The 17700-nt window shown below is 34.4% G+C and carries 17 protein-coding genes; 3 read left to right on the plus strand and 14 right to left on the minus strand.

Annotated features, from left to right (window positions below):
• Positions 1–70 precede the first annotated feature (70 nt).
• Both E8M05_RS08225 and E8M05_RS08230 read right to left on the minus strand, forming a co-directional pair.
• On the minus strand, positions 71–277 hold the full coding sequence (locus tag E8M05_RS08225) for an excisionase (protein WP_117575184.1): 207 nt from the start codon (positions 275–277) through the stop codon (positions 71–73).
• Complete coding sequence (locus E8M05_RS08230; RefSeq protein WP_117575186.1) at positions 270–1412, minus strand: XRE family transcriptional regulator; 1143 nt, start codon at positions 1410–1412, stop codon at positions 270–272. Before E8M05_RS08230 ends, E8M05_RS08225 begins: the two co-directional genes overlap by 8 nt.
• A gap of 526 nt (positions 1413–1938) precedes the next feature.
• Here E8M05_RS08230 and E8M05_RS08235 point away from each other — a divergent pair.
• From E8M05_RS08235 to E8M05_RS08245, 3 genes are all read left to right on the plus strand, one after another.
• Positions 1939–2559, plus strand: a complete 621-nt coding sequence (locus E8M05_RS08235; protein WP_009242236.1) for a helix-turn-helix domain-containing protein — start codon at positions 1939–1941, stop codon at positions 2557–2559.
• 446 nt (positions 2560–3005) lie between these two features.
• Complete coding sequence (locus E8M05_RS08240; RefSeq protein WP_021361842.1) at positions 3006–5168, plus strand: immunoglobulin-like domain-containing protein; 2163 nt, start codon at positions 3006–3008, stop codon at positions 5166–5168.
• Complete coding sequence (locus tag E8M05_RS08245) at positions 5116–6288, plus strand: IS256-like element IS256 family transposase (RefSeq protein WP_000195429.1); 1173 nt, start codon at positions 5116–5118, stop codon at positions 6286–6288. Before E8M05_RS08240 ends, E8M05_RS08245 begins: the two co-directional genes overlap by 53 nt.
• 129 nt (positions 6289–6417) lie before the next feature.
• Here the strand turns inward: E8M05_RS08245 and E8M05_RS08250 are convergent, their stop codons facing one another.
• From E8M05_RS08250 to E8M05_RS08305, 12 genes are all read right to left on the minus strand, one after another.
• Positions 6418–7857, minus strand: a complete 1440-nt coding sequence (locus E8M05_RS08250; RefSeq protein ID WP_001028144.1) for a bifunctional aminoglycoside N-acetyltransferase AAC(6')-Ie/aminoglycoside O-phosphotransferase APH(2'')-Ia — start codon at positions 7855–7857, stop codon at positions 6418–6420.
• A complete protein-coding gene (locus E8M05_RS08255; protein ID WP_000393259.1) occupies positions 7858–8250 on the minus strand; it encodes a GNAT family N-acetyltransferase in 393 nt (130 codons plus the stop codon). It lies immediately after the preceding gene.
• A 4-nt stretch (positions 8251–8254) separates the two neighbouring features.
• Complete coding sequence (locus E8M05_RS08260) at positions 8255–9745, minus strand: primase C-terminal domain-containing protein (protein WP_002380753.1); 1491 nt, start codon at positions 9743–9745, stop codon at positions 8255–8257.
• 394 nt (positions 9746–10139) lie between these two features.
• Positions 10140–10379 (minus strand): helix-turn-helix transcriptional regulator, encoded by a 240-nt coding sequence (locus tag E8M05_RS08265; RefSeq protein WP_002380754.1) that lies wholly within the window; start codon positions 10377–10379, stop codon positions 10140–10142.
• A gap of 361 nt (positions 10380–10740) precedes the next feature.
• Positions 10741–11511 carry a 23S rRNA (adenine(2058)-N(6))-methyltransferase Erm(B) gene (erm(B), locus tag E8M05_RS08275; RefSeq protein ID WP_267899353.1) on the minus strand — a complete coding sequence of 257 codons (771 nt, stop codon included), beginning with the start codon at positions 11509–11511 and terminating at the stop codon, positions 10741–10743.
• 91 nt (positions 11512–11602) lie between these two features.
• Positions 11603–11686 (minus strand): 23S rRNA methyltransferase attenuation leader peptide, encoded by an 84-nt coding sequence (locus E8M05_RS08280; RefSeq protein WP_001814874.1) that lies wholly within the window; start codon positions 11684–11686, stop codon positions 11603–11605.
• A gap of 150 nt (positions 11687–11836) precedes the next feature.
• Entirely contained in the window at positions 11837–12658 is an 822-nt protein-coding gene (locus E8M05_RS08285) for an IS3 family transposase (RefSeq protein ID WP_231299128.1), read from the minus strand.
• Entirely contained in the window at positions 12648–12995 is a 348-nt protein-coding gene (locus E8M05_RS11310; protein WP_004615306.1) for a transposase, read from the minus strand. The genes E8M05_RS08285 and E8M05_RS11310 overlap by 11 nt, the downstream gene beginning before the upstream one ends.
• A gap of 496 nt (positions 12996–13491) precedes the next feature.
• Positions 13492–15993 carry an ATP-binding protein gene (locus E8M05_RS08290; RefSeq protein ID WP_013643556.1) on the minus strand — a complete coding sequence of 834 codons (2502 nt, stop codon included), beginning with the start codon at positions 15991–15993 and terminating at the stop codon, positions 13492–13494.
• Between the two features lie 69 nt (positions 15994–16062).
• On the minus strand, positions 16063–16473 hold the full coding sequence (locus E8M05_RS08295; RefSeq protein ID WP_039695567.1) for a conjugal transfer protein: 411 nt from the start codon (positions 16471–16473) through the stop codon (positions 16063–16065).
• Between the two features lie 3 nt (positions 16474–16476).
• Positions 16477–16701: a hypothetical protein gene (locus E8M05_RS08300; protein ID WP_039695565.1), complete on the minus strand. Its 225-nt coding sequence runs from the start codon at positions 16699–16701 to the stop codon at positions 16477–16479.
• A 13-nt stretch (positions 16702–16714) separates the two neighbouring features.
• Positions 16715–17689, minus strand: a complete 975-nt coding sequence (locus E8M05_RS08305) for a conjugal transfer protein (RefSeq protein WP_052454798.1) — start codon at positions 17687–17689, stop codon at positions 16715–16717.
• Between the last annotated feature and the right edge of the window lie 11 nt (positions 17690–17700).

Below are 17700 nucleotides of genomic sequence, written 5' to 3' on the forward strand. Positions count from 1 at the left end.
CTCCTTTCCTTGTTGGAAAGAGCCTTGATATGACTTGTGTTCATCATAACACATACAAGGCTCATTTGCATTAGATTGCGTCCAATTTATCAATAATCTGTTCAAACTGTCGGCGTTTAATCTGTATGCGGTTGCCATTCATAATGAGCCAGCCAGCGTCCTTGTTTTCCTCTGCCAATCGTCTTAACTTGTTTTCTCCGATACGGAAATACTTTGACGCTTCTTCAATGGTAAGGGTATATTTTTCCCATACGGGAATATCCTGTGCATTACTCATAAAACACCCCCTCACTTTCGATTACATTTGCTATATCCGTACACATCTGTTCCACAAGCATTTCCTGTTTTTCGGAAAGGTGGGTACATTCATCAATCATTTTCATGTAGTTTGAACCTGTCAGCCTGTCGATTTCCTCTATCATCACGATTGACGGCATGACCTGTCTTTCCAGCCATTGCAGAGTGCGTTCCATATTGACAGGTACGGGGTTCATTTCAAAAGGTAAACTGTCATGGGAAATGAATATCTCCCACAACGGATAGTCGGGAAATTGCACAAAATCAGTAATAAGGTAAAACACCAGCCCATGAGGGTTATATGTCAATAACAATTCCTCAACTGCCTGTACTGCCTTTTTATCACGCAGACGAATTTCAAAACGGTTGATAATATCCGTATGTTTCTTTTTCGCTGCCTGTTCCTTTTGCTTTTCATATAAGCAGAAATATTTTGTGCTTGCCTTTGAGCCGATATAAAGGGTGCTTGCTAAATTACGGTTTTTTCCGCTTAATTTTCCACCTTGCACATTTTCATAGTTTTTACAGCGACATTCCGCACCGCCATTTTTGTATTTTTCAGATAGCACAGGAATATCCAGTAGACCGCACATATCATTGATTGCCAAGTCAAAACGTCGGATAACACCGCCACAATCAAGACAGCGGTTCAAGAATGAATACCAATCTCTGTTCTGTGCCTGTAAGACATATTCCATGTTGCGTGAGCCTGCTCCTTTTAATTCCAAGAATACGCCCATGTGTTCATCATCAGAAGCCATGACCTTGATTTCCCCGTAGGCGTAATGCTCCTTATAGCCATAATATCCATAGTCATAATGGATAAAATAATCTGCTTTCATGCCAAGCACCTTTCGGATAATTTCCAATGCGTCAGTCGTTGGAAAACGGACAGACAGATAATCAACGAGCAGATAAAAAGGCTTATCGCAGATATAGTAATTCAGACAACGCAGGATAATATTTTGTGTTTCCTTGCTGGCGTTGGCTTTTCCGTTCTCAAAGCGGTTGATACTATATCTTGATACATGGGTAAGACTTGCAAGTTCTCCTTGTGAAAGACCGCTAGCAAGACGTTTGTTTTTCATTTCAAGTGCAAATTCTAAATTGTTCATTGTATTCCTCCAATCCCACAATAGCCTTGAAATACCTGTAAACCACTATTCAAAAGAATGTGAAGTTACTATCTTCTTAAAACTTCTCATTACTACTCACAGGTTTGGGGTTGTATGGTTTTTGACTTGTCTTTTGTGAAATAGTGCCCCCCTGTTAGATAACGGGGGCACAGTCAAGGCTCGCAGGCTCGCCAGCCGACAAAGCATTTCTTCCCCTTGACACAAGGTGTCATGGCGGTAAGCCTGAGAGGCTTCCGCCACCGTGTCAGAAATACTTTGTCAGCAAGTCCTGTTTTGCCTTTTCTAACAAGTTCCATTTCAACCAATATTCATATCTACGGGTTTAATCAGATGGGTATTTCTTTTTGAATGTTTTTGTATTTCATGCTATTGTGCTTATTCACTCACAATAGCATAGTAATTCTTATATGCTTATTTGTCAATATCTTTTTTTGTCTTTACAAATCATATTAAGCATGATAGACTTATAACAGTGAAGATATAACGAGATATGGAGGGTTGTGCAATGAAAATAAGCCATTTAGGAAATAATATACAGACCATAAGAAAATTTAGGGGAATGAAACAACAGGAACTTGCGGACAAAATCGGTATCAATATGCAGAGCCTTTCCAAGATTGAAAGAGGGTTGAACTATCCTGCTTATGAAACGCTGGAAAAGATAATGGAAGTGCTGGACGTAACGCCGAATGAATTATTATCGGGAGAATGGAAGTATGTCAATCAGTCTGAAAAAGAAGTCTGTCAGTTTTTAAGAACAGAAGAACGTCTAAATGCAGAACTGAAACACGGACACTATGATAACTTCTTTGACAGCGAGGAAGAATGGCTGGAATATGAGTTGGAAAAGTTACGGGAATACATTACAGACTATATCAACGGGAAAAGCATTGAAGCGTCCGACCTTTACCCAATCAAAGAATTTATCCAGCATTTGAAGTTTCAAAAATTACTAGACCGCTATGATGATTTATACAGTATGGATATGTTTGGGGAAAGCATAGAGGGACATAAATATAGGACACCTTATCAAGTCGTGAAAATGATAAATCCGAACTCAAAAGAGGATATGGAACTGTTACGGGAAGTATTAAGGAATAACCATTTTGATGATGAGGACGAGTAATCTTTTTCCTCTTGCGAGAAGATACAGCAAACAAAAAGCCCGATCAAGAGTGCAAAGCACCACCAATGGTGGCAAGCTCTTGACAGGGCTTTTTCTTTTCTGTTGTGGGTACTCAAGAGGAAAAAAGGAAAAGTGTGATGTCTCAATTTTTTTATCTTGCACGCATAAAAAGATTGAAAGAGGTGTTTGTTTCCAGTATAATGTTTTTTGTATAGAAGCAAGGATTGAATTTTTTTGAAAGAAAGGGTTGACAGTCATGTTCACACATTGTTACGCTTGCGACAGACAGACAGACAGACAGACAGACAGACAGACAGACAAGTAAATTCTGCCCTTTTTTCAATTCTATCAATAATAAACAGAACGCACAGATTATCCAGTTATAAGGGGGAGTTTGTGCGTTTTTCTATGCAAAGAATTTATGAAAAATAAGGAGTGAACAAACTATGAAGAAAAAACAAGTCCTTGCAGTAAGTTCCGCATTGATGATTGGAACAACAACTGCACTTACAGGGCTTCCTACTCCTGTCATGGCACAGGAAAACACAGAAGTTGTGCAGGAAGCCGTTGTAGAAGAAAACAAGACAGAGCAAGTTCCTGTGGAACAGAAAACAGAAAACGCAGAAGTACAAGAGAATATAACAGACAAGGAACAGGAAGAAACTGCTGAAAATGCAGAAACTTTAAAAGAAGAAAGTACAAAACAGGAAACACCTGCAACACCAGAAAAAGAAGTGGTTACCGAAGATAAGACCGTTGAAGCAAGCAAAAATACAGAAGTAAAAGCTGGAAGCATTGCTATTGATGAAGCACATTTTCCAGACAAAGTATTTAGAGAACAAATCATTGCAGAATTTGATAAAGACGGCGATAGTGTGTTATCTGTTGATGAAATATCAAAAGCCCAATTCTTAAACTTGCATGATATGAAAACGATATCTTCATTAGAGGGTATTCAATATCTAACAAATTTGCAGTCTTTAGATGTTTCTACGACTTCTGTTTCAGACTTAAGTCCGGTTAAAAACTCATCTTTAAAAAGATTAGATTGTCGTTCTTCAAAAGTAAGAAGCGTTGATTTAACACGTTATCCGAATTTGGAAGCTTTCGTTTGCGATAATACATCAATTAACAGTCTTGATGTATCTAAGAATGAAAAATTGAATACGTTATTTGCAGATAGTACCTCTATTTCCAATTTAGATGTAACAAACAATCCTAACTTAGAACAACTATCTTGTAGCAATACAGGATTAATGGAACTTGATGTCACACATAATCCGCAATTAGTCACTTTAGATATAGGAGATACAAAAGTAAAAACACTTGATATAAGTAAGAACCCTAATTTGAAACAACTATCATGTTATATGACAAATATAGCTGAATTAGATGTAACAAAAAACACAAAACTGACACGCCTTTTTTGTCATGATACAACTATTAAAAAATTAGATTTAAGCAATAATTTAGAACTTGAAATGCTACGTTGCGGTGAAATTTTTGAACAAGGGATAAGAGGTCTTGATATAAGTAAAAACACAAAAATTAAAAAATTAATTTGCGATGATTTATACTGGTTAAATGTCGGAGAGAATAAAGTTCTTGAAAATAATCATGCTTTTGTAGGCAACGGTTATATTGATATTAAAGGGAATAAAATCGACTTAAAAAAAGATGTTGAACAAGGAATAGATATTTCAAAAGTAAAAGTTACTGCAAATGGAACTTTAGATAAAGATACAGGAATTATAACGGTAGATGATGTAAAAAAACCAGTTACTTATGAGTATGATTGCGGTACTTATAAAGACGGAAACGTTGTTTTAAAAGTAGAATTATCGTTAAACTCACAAGGAGAAGATAATACAGCACCAACTATTTCTGCAAATGATGTTACATTGAATGTAGGCGATACTTTCGACCCATTGGCAAATGTAACAGCAACAGATAAAGAGGACGGAACTATCACTTTGACAAAAGATAATATTGTTGCAAATGATGTAGATACTTCTAAGGCTGGTACTTACCATGTGACTTATAAAGTAACAGATAAAAACGGAGCTTCTGCTAAAAAAACGATTACTGTAACTGTGAAACAAAATACAGGCGACCTTAACTCTGCTCCAATCATTTCAGCAAATGATGTTACATTGAATGTAGGCGATACGTTCGACCCATTGGCAAATGTGACAGCAACAGATAAAGAGGACGGAACGATTATTTTAACAAAAGATAACATTATTGCAAATGATGTAGATACTTCTAAGGCTGGCACTTATCATGTAACTTTCCGTGTAGTAGATAAAAATGGTGCAATTACTGAAAAAACAATTACAGTTACCGTAAAAGAAAAAGTAACAAATAAACCTGTAAGTCCACAACAGCCACAGAAACCGAGCAAGCCAACTACTCCAACAAAGCCTAGCGGACAAAAGAACCCTGTAAAAACAGGTGATATGACAAACGTAGGATTGTTTACTTCTATGTTTGCTGGTTCAACCGGTGTATTAGCTGTTTTATTAACGACAAAAACATACCCAGGAGGACTTTTACATGACCCAAGTACATTTTACACTGAAAAGCGAAGAGATTCAAAGCATTATTGAATATTCTGTAAAGGATGACGTTTCTAAAAATATTTTAACAACGGTATTTAATCAACTAATGGAAAATCAACGAACAGAATATATTCAAGCAAAAGAATATGAACGAACAGAAAACCGACAAAGTCAACGAAATGGCTATTATGAGCGCAGCTTTACGACACGTGTAGGCACGCTAGAATTAAAAGTACCCAGAACACGTGATGGCCATTTTTCACCCACAGTGTTTGAACGTTATCAACGAAACGAAAAAGCCCTCATGGCTTCAATGTTGGAAATGTATGTATCAGGCGTTTCAACTCGTAAAGTATCAAAAATTGTGGAAGAACTTTGTGGTAAATCCGTCTCTAAGTCCTTCGTTTCTAGCTTAACAGAACAGCTAGAACCTATGGTTAACGAGTGGCAGAATCGTTTATTATCAGAAAAAAATTATCCTTACTTAATGACCGATGTACTCTATATAAAAGTACGAGAAGAAAATCGAGTACTCTCAAAAAGCTGTCATATAGCGATTGGAATAACCAAAGATGGCGACCGTGAAATTATCGGCTTCATGATTCAAAGTGGCGAAAGCGAAGAGACCTGGACAACATTTTTTGAATACCTAAAAGAACGCGGTTTACAAGGTACGGAACTCGTTATTTCTGATGCGCACAAAGGATTAGTCTCTGCCATTAGAAAATCCTTCACCAACGTAAGTTGGCAAAGATGCCAAGTTCACTTCCTAAGAAATATCTTTACCACCATTCCTAAAAAAAATTCAAAATCTTTCAGAGAAGCTGTTAAAGGAATTTTTAAGTTCACAGATATTAACTTAGCGCGTGAGGCTAAAAATCGATTGATTCATGATTATATCGATCAACCAAAATATTCAAAAGCTTGCGCATCATTGGATGATGGATTCGAAGACGCCTTTCAATATACCGTACAAGGAAATTCCCACAATCGACTAAAGAGTACCAATCTAATTGAACGACTGAATCAAGAAGTACGCAGAAGAGAAAAGATTATTCGCATCTTCCCCAATCAAACATCAGCCAATCGCTTAATTGGAGCCGTTCTTATGGACCTACATGATGAATGGATTTATTCTTCAAGAAAATACATCAATTTTGATAAGTAGAAATGGTAAAAACATTGTATAGCATTTTACACAGGAGTCTGGACTTGACTCACTTCCTTTATTATTTTTCATTTTTTTAAACTATTTAATACTAATGTCTTTTATAATAGCTTTTCATATATTATATAATCAATCTTTATAAGTCCTTTTATAAATTTCTTTTCTACCATTTTCGATAAATTCCTGTTTAATATTTTTAATTCCATAAACAATAGTTTCAATAGGATAATATTCTTCAACTATATCTTGATATTCTTTTGCTTTCTCAATATCTATATTTCCATACATTCTTAATATATCTTCTCCAAAATTTGTTCCTATTTCTTCTTCACTATCTTCAAGTAAGTATATAAAATCACAATATTCATCTATAATTCCAGAATCTCCAAAATCAATTATTCCAGTTAATCTATTATTGCCATCTAACAATAGATGATTACAACTAAAATCATTATGGCATAAACACTTTTTACCCTCAAAAACTGTTGTTGCATTTAGTCTTTCCATAAAACTTTCTATATAATCTTTTTCTATATCAGTTAAATCATTATAAATAGTTTCACGCAACAATATATACTCTTCTAATACATTTTGTTTATTATCAATAGTACATTCACTAATATCTGTATAATCTAAACCGTGCATTTGTCTTAAAAAACTGGCAATATCTCGTTTTAACAAATTTTGTTCTTCTTCTGACATAGTAGAATAAATTTCTGGTGTTAAAAAAGTTCCTTTAATTTCTTTATAACCTAGTATAGATAATTCATCACTAATATACGAATATTCAATATTAGGAATTTTTACATTAGTTTCTAAATTTGTATTTAAAAAATTATATATTGCTTTTTCTTTTGCATAACCTTTTTTCTTATTAGTACTAAATTTTGTTTTAAAAATGTATTCATTATTAACTAAATATGCCACACTATCATAACCACTACCGATTATTTCAATACTATCTACTTTGAAATTATCAAAGTAATGCTCAATTAAATATTTCATTGCCTTAACATTTGTGGCATTATCATCATATCTATATTCCATTAAATAACAATCTTCTTTTTTGCCCTCGTGTAATTCATGTTCTGGCAAATCTTCAATAATTCTAAAACCAGATTTTTGGTATGCCCTTATTGCTCTTGGATTATTTTTATGAGGGTCTAAAATAACTGCATTAGCATTTCTTTCTTTTTTCAAAAATTCAAAAATCAATTTAATATATCTTGTACCAATTCCTTTACTCCAATAATTTGGCTCTCCTATAAATTGATCCATACCATAGACTATCTCATCAGTTTTTGGATAATGATAATCAGTATATAACTCATCATACATTTTATATATTTGTCCATATCCAATAGGAACATTGTTATATTCAATAATTACTCTAAAAACTTCATCTTCCCAAGGCTCTGTATAATGTTTTTTTAATGATTCTAATGTATATTTTTTATCTCTACCACCATAAAATTCTAATACTCTTTCATCAGTTAACCATTTTAACATCAAAGGAAAATCATCATCTATTAAAGTTCTTATACATATTTCATTTTCAACTATATTCATTTATTTATCACCTTTTTCATAATCATATACATATACTATTTCATCTTTATAATCATTTTTACCACCTAATTTTTCATATACATGGCAAGCTCTAGGATTACCTTTATCAGTTATTAAAAACATTTCAGAACAACCAATCTCTTTAGAATATTCCTTAATAAAAGATAATAATTTTGAACCATAACCTTTGTCTTGATAGTTAGGTAACATTCCTATTGAGTGTAAATAAAACATTGTTTTTCCATCAGGTCTTAAAAGTGTATAGCAATATGCAAATCCTATAATTTTATTATTTTCTTTAGCTATAAACCCAAATGAACTGGTATCATTAAGAAATCCTTTTAAATTATCAATATCAAAAACCATATTATCATCAATTAAAACTTCTTCCATATTTTCAGCCTGTATCATAGCTAAACAAATCGAGTTGTGTGTCCGTTTTTGGGCGTTCTGCTAGCTTGTTTAAAGTCTCTTGAATGAATGTATGTTCTAAGTCAAAAAACTCTGACAGCGCCTTTATATAGCTTTCTTTTTCTTCTTTTTTTACTTTAATGATCGATAGCAACAATGATTTAACACTAGCAAGTTGAATGCCACCATTTCTTCCTGGTTTAATCTTAAAGAAAATTTCCTGATTCGCCTTCAGTACCTTCAGCAATTTATCTAATGTCCGCTCAGGAATGCCTAGCGCTTCTCTAATCTCTTTTTTAGTCGTCACCAAATAAGGCTTGTATACATCACTTTTTTCGCTAATATAAGCCATTAAATCTTCTTTCCATTCTGACAAATGAACACGTTGACGTTCACTTCTTTTTTTCTTGAATTTAAACCACCCTTGACGGACAAATAAATCTTTACTGGTTAAATCACTTGATACCCAAGCTTTGCAAAGAATGGTAATGTATTCCCTATTAGCCCCTTGATAGTTTTCTGAATAGGCACTTCTAACAAGTTTAATCACTTCTTTTTCTTCTAAGGGTTGATCTAATCGATTATTAAACTCAAACATATTATATTCGCACGTTTCGATTGAATAGCCTGAACTAAAGTAGGCTAAAGAGAGGGTAAACATGACGTTATTACGCCCTATTAAACCCTTTTCTCCTGAAAATTTCGTTTCGTGCAATAAGAGATTAAACCAGGGTTCATCTACTTGTTTTTTGCCTTCTGTACCGCTTAAAACCGTTAGACTTGAACGAGTAAAGCCCTTATTATCTGTTTGTTTGAAAGACCAATCTTGCCATTCTTTGAAAGAATAACGGTAATTGGGATCAAAAAATTCTACATTGTCCGTTCTTGGTATACGAGCAATCCCAAAATGATTGCACGTTAGATCAACTGGCAAAGACTTTCCAAAATATTCTCGGATATTTTGCGAGATTATTTTGGCTGCTTTGACAGATTTAAATTCTGATTTTGAAGTCACATAAACTGGCGTTTCTAAAACAAAATATGCTTGATAACCTTTATCAGATTTGATAATTAACGTAGGCATAAAACCTAAATCAATAGCTGTTGTTAAAATATCGCTTGCTGAAATAGTTTCTTTTGCCGTGTGAATATCAAAATCAATAAAGAAGGTATTGATTTGTCTTAAATTGTTTTCAGAATGTCCTTTCGTGTATGAACGGTTTTCGTCTGCATACGTACCATAACGATAAACGTTTGGTGTCCAATGCGTAAATGTATCTTGATTTTCGTGAATCGCTTCTTCGGAAGTCAGAACAACGCCACGTCCGCCAATCATGCTTTTTTTTGAGCGATACGCAAAAATAGCCCCTTTGCTTTTACCTGGCTTGGTAGTGATTGAGCGAATTTTACTATTTTTAAATTTGTACTTTAACAAGCCGTCATGAAGCACAGTTTCTACAACAAAAGGGATATTCATTCAGCTGTTCTCCTTTCTTACGAAAATTAATTAGTTAGAAGCTACGATCAAAGTTGAATCACAACAAAAAAGGCAATCAACTAAGTTTTTCTTAATTGATTGCCTGGTATCTTCTTAAAGACTTGAAATTCCCTCAAAAACCCGATATAATGGGTTTACAGATATTTAAGTATCTGATTAATAAAGTAATTAAATACTTTACCAAATTTCGGGTCTCGACTTCTTTAATTGATTGGTGGTAATCAATTAAGGCTCGCAACTTATTTTCTTGGCGGAAAATAAGTTGGTCGTGGCTCTTTTTTTGTATTCTTTATTCAGTTCGTTGTTTCGTTATATCTAGTATACCGCTTTTAAAAAAAATAAGCAACAATTTCGTTAAATATATTAACGACAATCATTGCTTCTCTTCTTCTATTTGCAACTCTACTTGTTCTAATTCATTAGGAATTAAGTCAATAACTAAGGTTGAGTTTGTCAATTCTGCAATTCGTTCCAATGTTTTTAATGTCGGATCTGATTTTCCTGATTCAATCAATGAATAATTTGATCTACTCATTTCTAATTCTTGGGAGAATTTTTCTTTTGATTTGGTACCTCTCATCTTTTTTAAGCTTTCTCTAAATGCTAGTTCCAAGTTTCTCCCTCCTGTTTATGTAAATATTTTGCACGTTTTCCATTTAATTATATCGTTACACCTTGTAAATCACAAGTGATTAATCACAAATCACTTGTGATTAGTGATTGTTATTGGTGTTGCCTAGAACGATTCTAAGCACATGTTTAATTTTAAAGTGGGCAATTATCTTTAAAATGTCCTACAATGATTCAATAAAAGCATGGCTGCTAGTGAAACTTGCGACCATGCTTTTAAAAATACTTAATGGGGTCCCGAGCGCTTTAGCTCCTTGGAAGCTGTCAGTAGTATACCTAATAATTTATCTACATTCCCTTTAGTAACGTGTAACTTTCCAAATTTACAAAAGCGACTCATAGAATTATTTCCTCCCGTTAAATAATAGATAACTATTAAAAATAGACAATACTTGCTCATAAGTAACGGTACTTAAATTGTTTACTTTGGCGTGTTTCATTGCTTGATGAAACTGATTTTTAGTAAACAGTTGACGATATTCTCGATTGACCCATTTTGAAACAAAGTACGTATATAGCTTCCAATATTTATCTGGAACATCTGTGGTATGGCGGGTAAGTTTTATTAAGACACTGTTTACTTTTGGTTTAGGATGAAAGCATTCCGCTGGCAGCTTAAGCAATTGCTGAATCGAGACTTGAGTGTGCAAGAGCAACCCTAGTGTTCGGTGAATATCCAAGGTACGCTTGTAGAATCCTTCTTCAACAATCAGATAGATGTCAGACGCATGGCTTTCAAAAACCACTTTTTTAATAATTTGTGTGCTTAAATGGTAAGGAATACTCCCAACAATTTTATACCTCTGTTTGTTAGGGAATTGAAACTGTAGAATATCTTGGTGAATTAAAGTGACACGAGTATTCAGTTTTAATTTTTCTGACGATAAGTTGAATAGATGACTGTCTAATTCAATAGACGTTACCTGTTTACTTATTTTAGCCAGTTTCGTCGTTAAATGCCCTTTACCTGTTCCAATTTCGTAAACGGTATCGGTTTCTTTTAAATTCAATTGTTTTATTATTTGGTTGAGTACTTTTTCACTCGTTAAAAAGTTTTGAGAATATTTTATATTTTTGTTCATGTAATCACTCCTGAAGTAATTGCATCTATAAATAAATACAGAAGTTAAACGATTTGTTTGTAATTTTAGTTATCTGTTTAAAAAGTCATAAGATTAGTCACTGGTAGGAATTAATCTAACGTATTTATTTATCTGCGTAATCACTGTTTTTAGTCTGTTTCAAAACAGTAGATGTTTTATCTACATTACGCATTTGGAATACCAACATGACGAATCCCTCCTTCTTAATTACAAATTTTTAGCATCTAATTTAACTTCAATTCCTATTATACATATAGTGGTTCAGTTGTCAAGACAAAAATCTAAGCTTTTTATAATGAACTGATATATGTAACTGGGTAGGGGAGAAAATCCCCCCTTAGGCTGCATGATCATCCAGTAACAGAATCGGATAATAGCAGGATGCCGGTGTTTGCTTATTGAGTGCAGAATGACAACGTTCAAAGTTGTAAGTGTGCACATATTTACCGATTGCCTTCCGTGCTTCTCTGATATTGTTATATTGGGTCAGATATGCTTCCTCGTACTTGAAGCTTCGGAACCATCGTTCAATCATGATATTGTCAGCCCACCGGCTTTTACCATCCATGCTTTGACGGATCTGGTTCTCTTTGAGGAAATTCATGTACTCATTGCTTGTAAACTGACAGCCCTGATCTGAATTCAGGATAACAGGTTTTGCCACTATAAACGCCTTTTTTAACGCAGTTATGACCATTCTGGTATCCAGAGTATCATCGACTTCCCAGCCAACGATACAGCGGCTGTACCAGTCAATCACAGCGGTCAGATACAGAAATCCACGCTTAATGGGGATGTATGTAATGTCGATTGACCATGCCTGATTTGGACGGTCGATAACGGCGTTACGTAGCAGATACGGGCAGACTTTAGCCTGTCGCATACGTTTAGAAAGGTTCATTTTTGGATAAATTGGATCAATCCCCATTTCATTCATATAACGGCGCGTTTTCCGGCGACCAACCTGATGCCCACGCTTCTTCAGTTGAGCAGACAGTTGTCGTGCTCCCCAGGCCGGATTATCCGTGTGTAATCGATCTATGATCGATTTGCAATCCAACTCCTCCTGAGATATGGGCATGCCCTTGTAATAAACACTGGTACGATTGATATCAAGAAGTGTAGCTCCTGTTTTAACTGGAAGTTCTTTAGTCTTCAAAAGGTTTTGGACTAAATTTACTCTCGTAGTCAGGTCCAAGTGTTTCTTCAGATTTTTTTTTCAACCAATCCACCTGCATGGTGAGCTGGCCAACTTTTTTCGCATATTCAGCTTTTTCCTTGCGTTCTAAAGCGAGTTTTTCTTTCAGATTATCCTCTCGTGTGTCATTAAAAACCACGGATGCTTTATCGAGGAACTCCTTCTTCCAGTTGCGGAGAAGATTCGGCTGAATATTGTTTTCGGTTGCGATTGTATTTAAGTCTTTTTCTCCTTTGAGCAGTTCAATCACTAATTCTGATTTGAATTTGGCAGAGAAATTTCTTCTTGTTCGAGACATAATAATAATCCTTCTTTCTGTAGTGTTTACAGTATATCAGATTCATTAAGAAATGTCTCTTGAAGTGTCTTAAATTACGATACCATTATAACAAAATTTTAAGATAATGCACTATCAACACACTCTTAAGTTTGCTTCTAAGTCTTATTTCCATAACTTTAGGGTTAACCATACGCAAGACCAATCACTCTCGGACAATACTCATGATTTTCGGTAAAAAACGTAAAAGAAATAAGAACAATTAACAAAATGTATAATAACAATCAATAGCGACTAATGATTTTCATGTAAAAGGACACCAAACTATACGGTGTCCTTTTCAAATTCTTACGTCATATCAAGGCTCATTCAATCGTGGTAAATTCGTGGTAAAATGAGTGCTTTCCTATATTTCAAAATGCTTGAAAGTATAGTGTTTATGCGGATAATCAAAAATCAGATATAAAATTTAACTAAAATACTTGTTGTATCTTCAGAACTCATTTGCACCTCCTAACTAGCTAGCGTATTTATTTTCTAGTACACTTGACGTTGTTTGTTTCATTGGTTTTAAGAATGGGTCAATATCTTCAAAAAGATTATGGACTGAAATCATGTTCAAATTGCCATAAACATCATAATAAAGACATTGTCCTGAAATCATATTATCCAGCCATTCTAGATTTTTTTCAGTCACTTCTAAGCCTACATGTTTCAGAATATCTTTTCGTTCCGATTTTTCGTAAAAGGCAAAGATTGTTCCAAAACCAGTAGAATCTTCTTCGTTTTCAGCGTCATGAACCGATTGAGTAACCAAGCAAAGCGTGTTATATTTAGACCGTCCAACACGACGCATAGACTTGATAACCGCTTTTCCCTCTGATGACTGCATTAAAATCCATGCTTCGTCAAAGATTTCAAGTGTTTCATCATCATTACGTTCACCAAAATGTTTACAAAACGCACCTAGTGCAAACATCAAGCAAATTGAATTTGCTTCATGGTCTGAAATATCTTCCACACCATCTTTTGGCAATGACAAATCCGCAATCTCTAAAACAGTTACCCGTTCATCATAAGAAAGCCCTTTAACATTGCCGTCTGAAAAGGCTAACTCTAAGATTGAATTACGAATAATGGCTTTAAAATACTCACCAACTTCAACAACCTTTTTATCCTCGTCTTGACAAAGTAGCTCAATCACATGATTAAAACCAACTGTTTCACCAGCTTCACGTCGTTCTAAAACCGTTGTAATCGCATTTGTCAACGACGTTGTTTGAGTGAGTTCAACCTGTGTCGCTTGACGTAACAAGTAAAGCAACATATTTTTAGCTGTTGCTTGCGCATTTTCTTTTTCCAAAATCACAATTGGGTCAAGTACCCCATGATTCGATTCAAGAGTAGCGTCAAGGGTCACAAAATTGATATTCTCAATTTGTTTTTTACGTTCTGGGAAACGTCTTGCAAAATCAGGTTGACTAATCACCTTTTGATAGTGCTCACGGAGTTCACGTTTTGGGTCAATGTACAAAATTCTCACATTTTGTTGGCTTGTCAACAAGAAAAGTAATTGGGCAAGATAGGACTTCCCATTACCTGTTGCACCTGTGATAATCAAGTGTGGGTTTTTCGTTACTTTACCAGCAATATCCTCTTTATTTGCGACGGTCGCATTAAAGAGAACTAAGTTCTTAGAACCTTGAACCGCTTCATCAATATTATCCCAAGCAGTCAGCCGATTATCTACTCGTCCAATATACCAACCAATACGGTTACCTGAACGTGTATTTGTAAACAACATTAACTCCGCAAAGCCTTTACAAGTAACTAAATGATTCCATTTGCGAGTAGTAACTTGCAAATCTTGACCGTAAAGCAAACTTTGGAAAAGATAAGGCGTATCATGACCTGCCTCATGCAAACTAACACTCATATCTTGGAAGTAAGAAAGTAACGATTGACGACGTTGTTTCAACTGTTTAATGTTTGAAGCAGCCACCGTCACATACGCTCCAAAACGTATCAATTCTTCCTTGTTACCAACTTTTTTCATTAAATCTTTCAACGAATAAGCACCCATTAAAATATCATCTTGCTGTACCGTATCCGTACTAGCCGCTTCATTCATAATGTTACGATAACGATTATTCGACCGCCCCATTTGACCGTTTAAACCAGACTTATCAATAAACTCTGCTTTCATTTTCAACCAAACAGGAAAACTTAATCGTTGAAGCAACTCACCTAAATGAAAACCATTAAAAATCGTTGAATACCGACCAATTGGCAAAATAGAAAGGTAAGAAGTACCGTAAATACTAGATAGTTTTAAAATTCCCTCTTCAACAACGGTAATCACAGTATCTGTCACATTTTCCAAAGCACGATTGGCAATCACATCTTCCCTCAAATGAGGAATATAAGTTAAGAACTGATACCGTTGATAATAGAACAATTCTTCATTTGTTAATCGTTTTGCTTTTAACGGTGATAGTAGGCGATAGATAATGGATTCAATCTCTTGATAATCTTCATACCAATTCTCTAAGGTCTCAACTTCAAAACCTAAAAAGCCAGCAATATTTTCCGCTATTTCTGATAATTGATTCGTAACAGCTTCAGTTAAATTATTTTTTACTATCGTTTTTTCAATATTAATACCGACTATCCATTCATACTCGTAAGGAATTTCCATCTCTTTAGTCAATAGTCCAACAGTTCTATTAAGTGTTTGTTCACCTAATACTTTTGAATCATCAGCTAAATCCTCTGAAAAATCTCGCATTTTTTCTTCTAATAGATAGTCTCTAGGAATCAAAGAAACTTCAAAATACTTATATTTTGCTAGCTTCTTAACCACTTGTGAAACTGTTATCTTATGTTTTTTCTTTTTATCCGTATCTGTAATTGTAATTGGTGTGTTCGGAACTCGATAAAAAGCCGTGACAACACCGTCCTTACGTAAAGCCATATTTCCATCAGTCTTTGCTATCGGATATTCCAAACGCTTTACCATTTTTTAATTACCCCCTTTATTTTTTAAAACTAAAAAGCCTTGATTTTAAACAGTCAAGGCTCTTACCTTTTATAAATGAGTTTTCTCAAAAACAAACTCTTTTTCCATATCAACTCGCTCACCTTGATAAATAGCTCGCTTATCTAACTTAAACTCAAACCAATATTTCAACCAGTCAACAATGAAAACATGCATTTTTTTACCCTCTGGTTCTGTTTCCGTATAAATTTTTGCGATTTTATACGGTAAGATAGCATAAAGCAAACTAGAAATCGAATGCGTATGCAACGCTAACCACGACAGCAACGGTGATAAGAGTTGAAACATCACAATCAAAACTAAGAAAAAAACAACAAAAAAGGAAACCTGCATTGGCGTTGAAAAATACCAAATACGTTTTCCTTTAGGTGACTTAATTTCTTGTATCCAATAGGGAGCATTAATGCCCCTACCATAATCAAACAATTGTTCTTCTTCCATATTTTATAACCCTGAATTAATACCAAACCATTCCAAAATACCTGAAAGGAAGTTAAGCATTTGAGTACCTTTAAGTAATACTGCAATAATGGCATAAATGATAAGTGTAGTAAAAATCTTAATCATCTCACCAGATTTCCAATATTTGATAATAAAAAATCCACAAACCACACTCAAAAGGTAAATTGCGTCACCTGACATAAATGAACGTAAGTTTGAAATATCCATAAATTATTACTCCTTAACTTTTAAAATAGTTATATAACTTTTCAACAACCCAACCATTATCTGATTGCGACAAATACAAAGTGAAATTTTCAGTATGTTTATCAGTTGTATTTTTATCTGTAAACGTGACAGACACTTGAACAACCTTTTGACCATCATCACCCTCATAAAAGAGAGCTGTTGAATTATCAATCGTATCCACCTGATACGAACCACCCATTAAGACTGGTTCTTTCATCACCAATTTTAAATCCGTCTCATCACTTGAAGCGTATTTATCAAAGAATACTTCCAAAAACTCTTTGATTGAATCTGTTTCACTAGATGATAACTTCACCAAATCAGACGAATCATTCTTCTCAAATGATTTAGAATCACCTTGATAAAGGTCATCCGCCAAGCTATAAGGTAGGCTAACAATTGTCAGCAAGCCATCTTTAATCTTAAAAGGAACAGCTAAGTTCATGACATAACTGTTGCCACTAACTTCATAGCCAACCTTTACAATTGCCAAATCATAAGATTTATATTCCTCAACACTAATTACACGTTGTGATTTTAACGTTCGTGTCTCATTCAATTCTTCCGTATAAGTCGAAGAATCAAAAGCGTAATAGTCTTGTAAGGTCTGTTCCCGCTCCTCCGCAGATTCTTTATCATAATTAATATACGTATAGATAAAATTAGTCATGTAATATTGAACACGTGACACATCTAACGTCGAGGTCTGATTAGCACTATCCGTTAAGGTTGTTTCAAAATCAGCCACCTTATTTTTCAATGAATTTACTTGACTAGATAATGAGATTGCTCTTACTAGACCAATAAAACCAATAAACACAAAGAAAAGCAAAAAACCATAAGTCATGATATTAGCGGTTCTTTTGGATAGCTCCTTAACCTTTGGTTGTTTGCCTTGCTTTTCTTTTTTTGAAAATTTCATTAAAAATGCTTTAATCTGGGTGATAACACCCCCTTTTAATTTCAATTTAACTTACT

Origin of the sequence: Streptococcus pasteurianus, from assembly GCF_004843545.1 — a bacterium.
GTDB classification, from domain to species: domain Bacteria; phylum Bacillota; class Bacilli; order Lactobacillales; family Streptococcaceae; genus Streptococcus; species Streptococcus pasteurianus.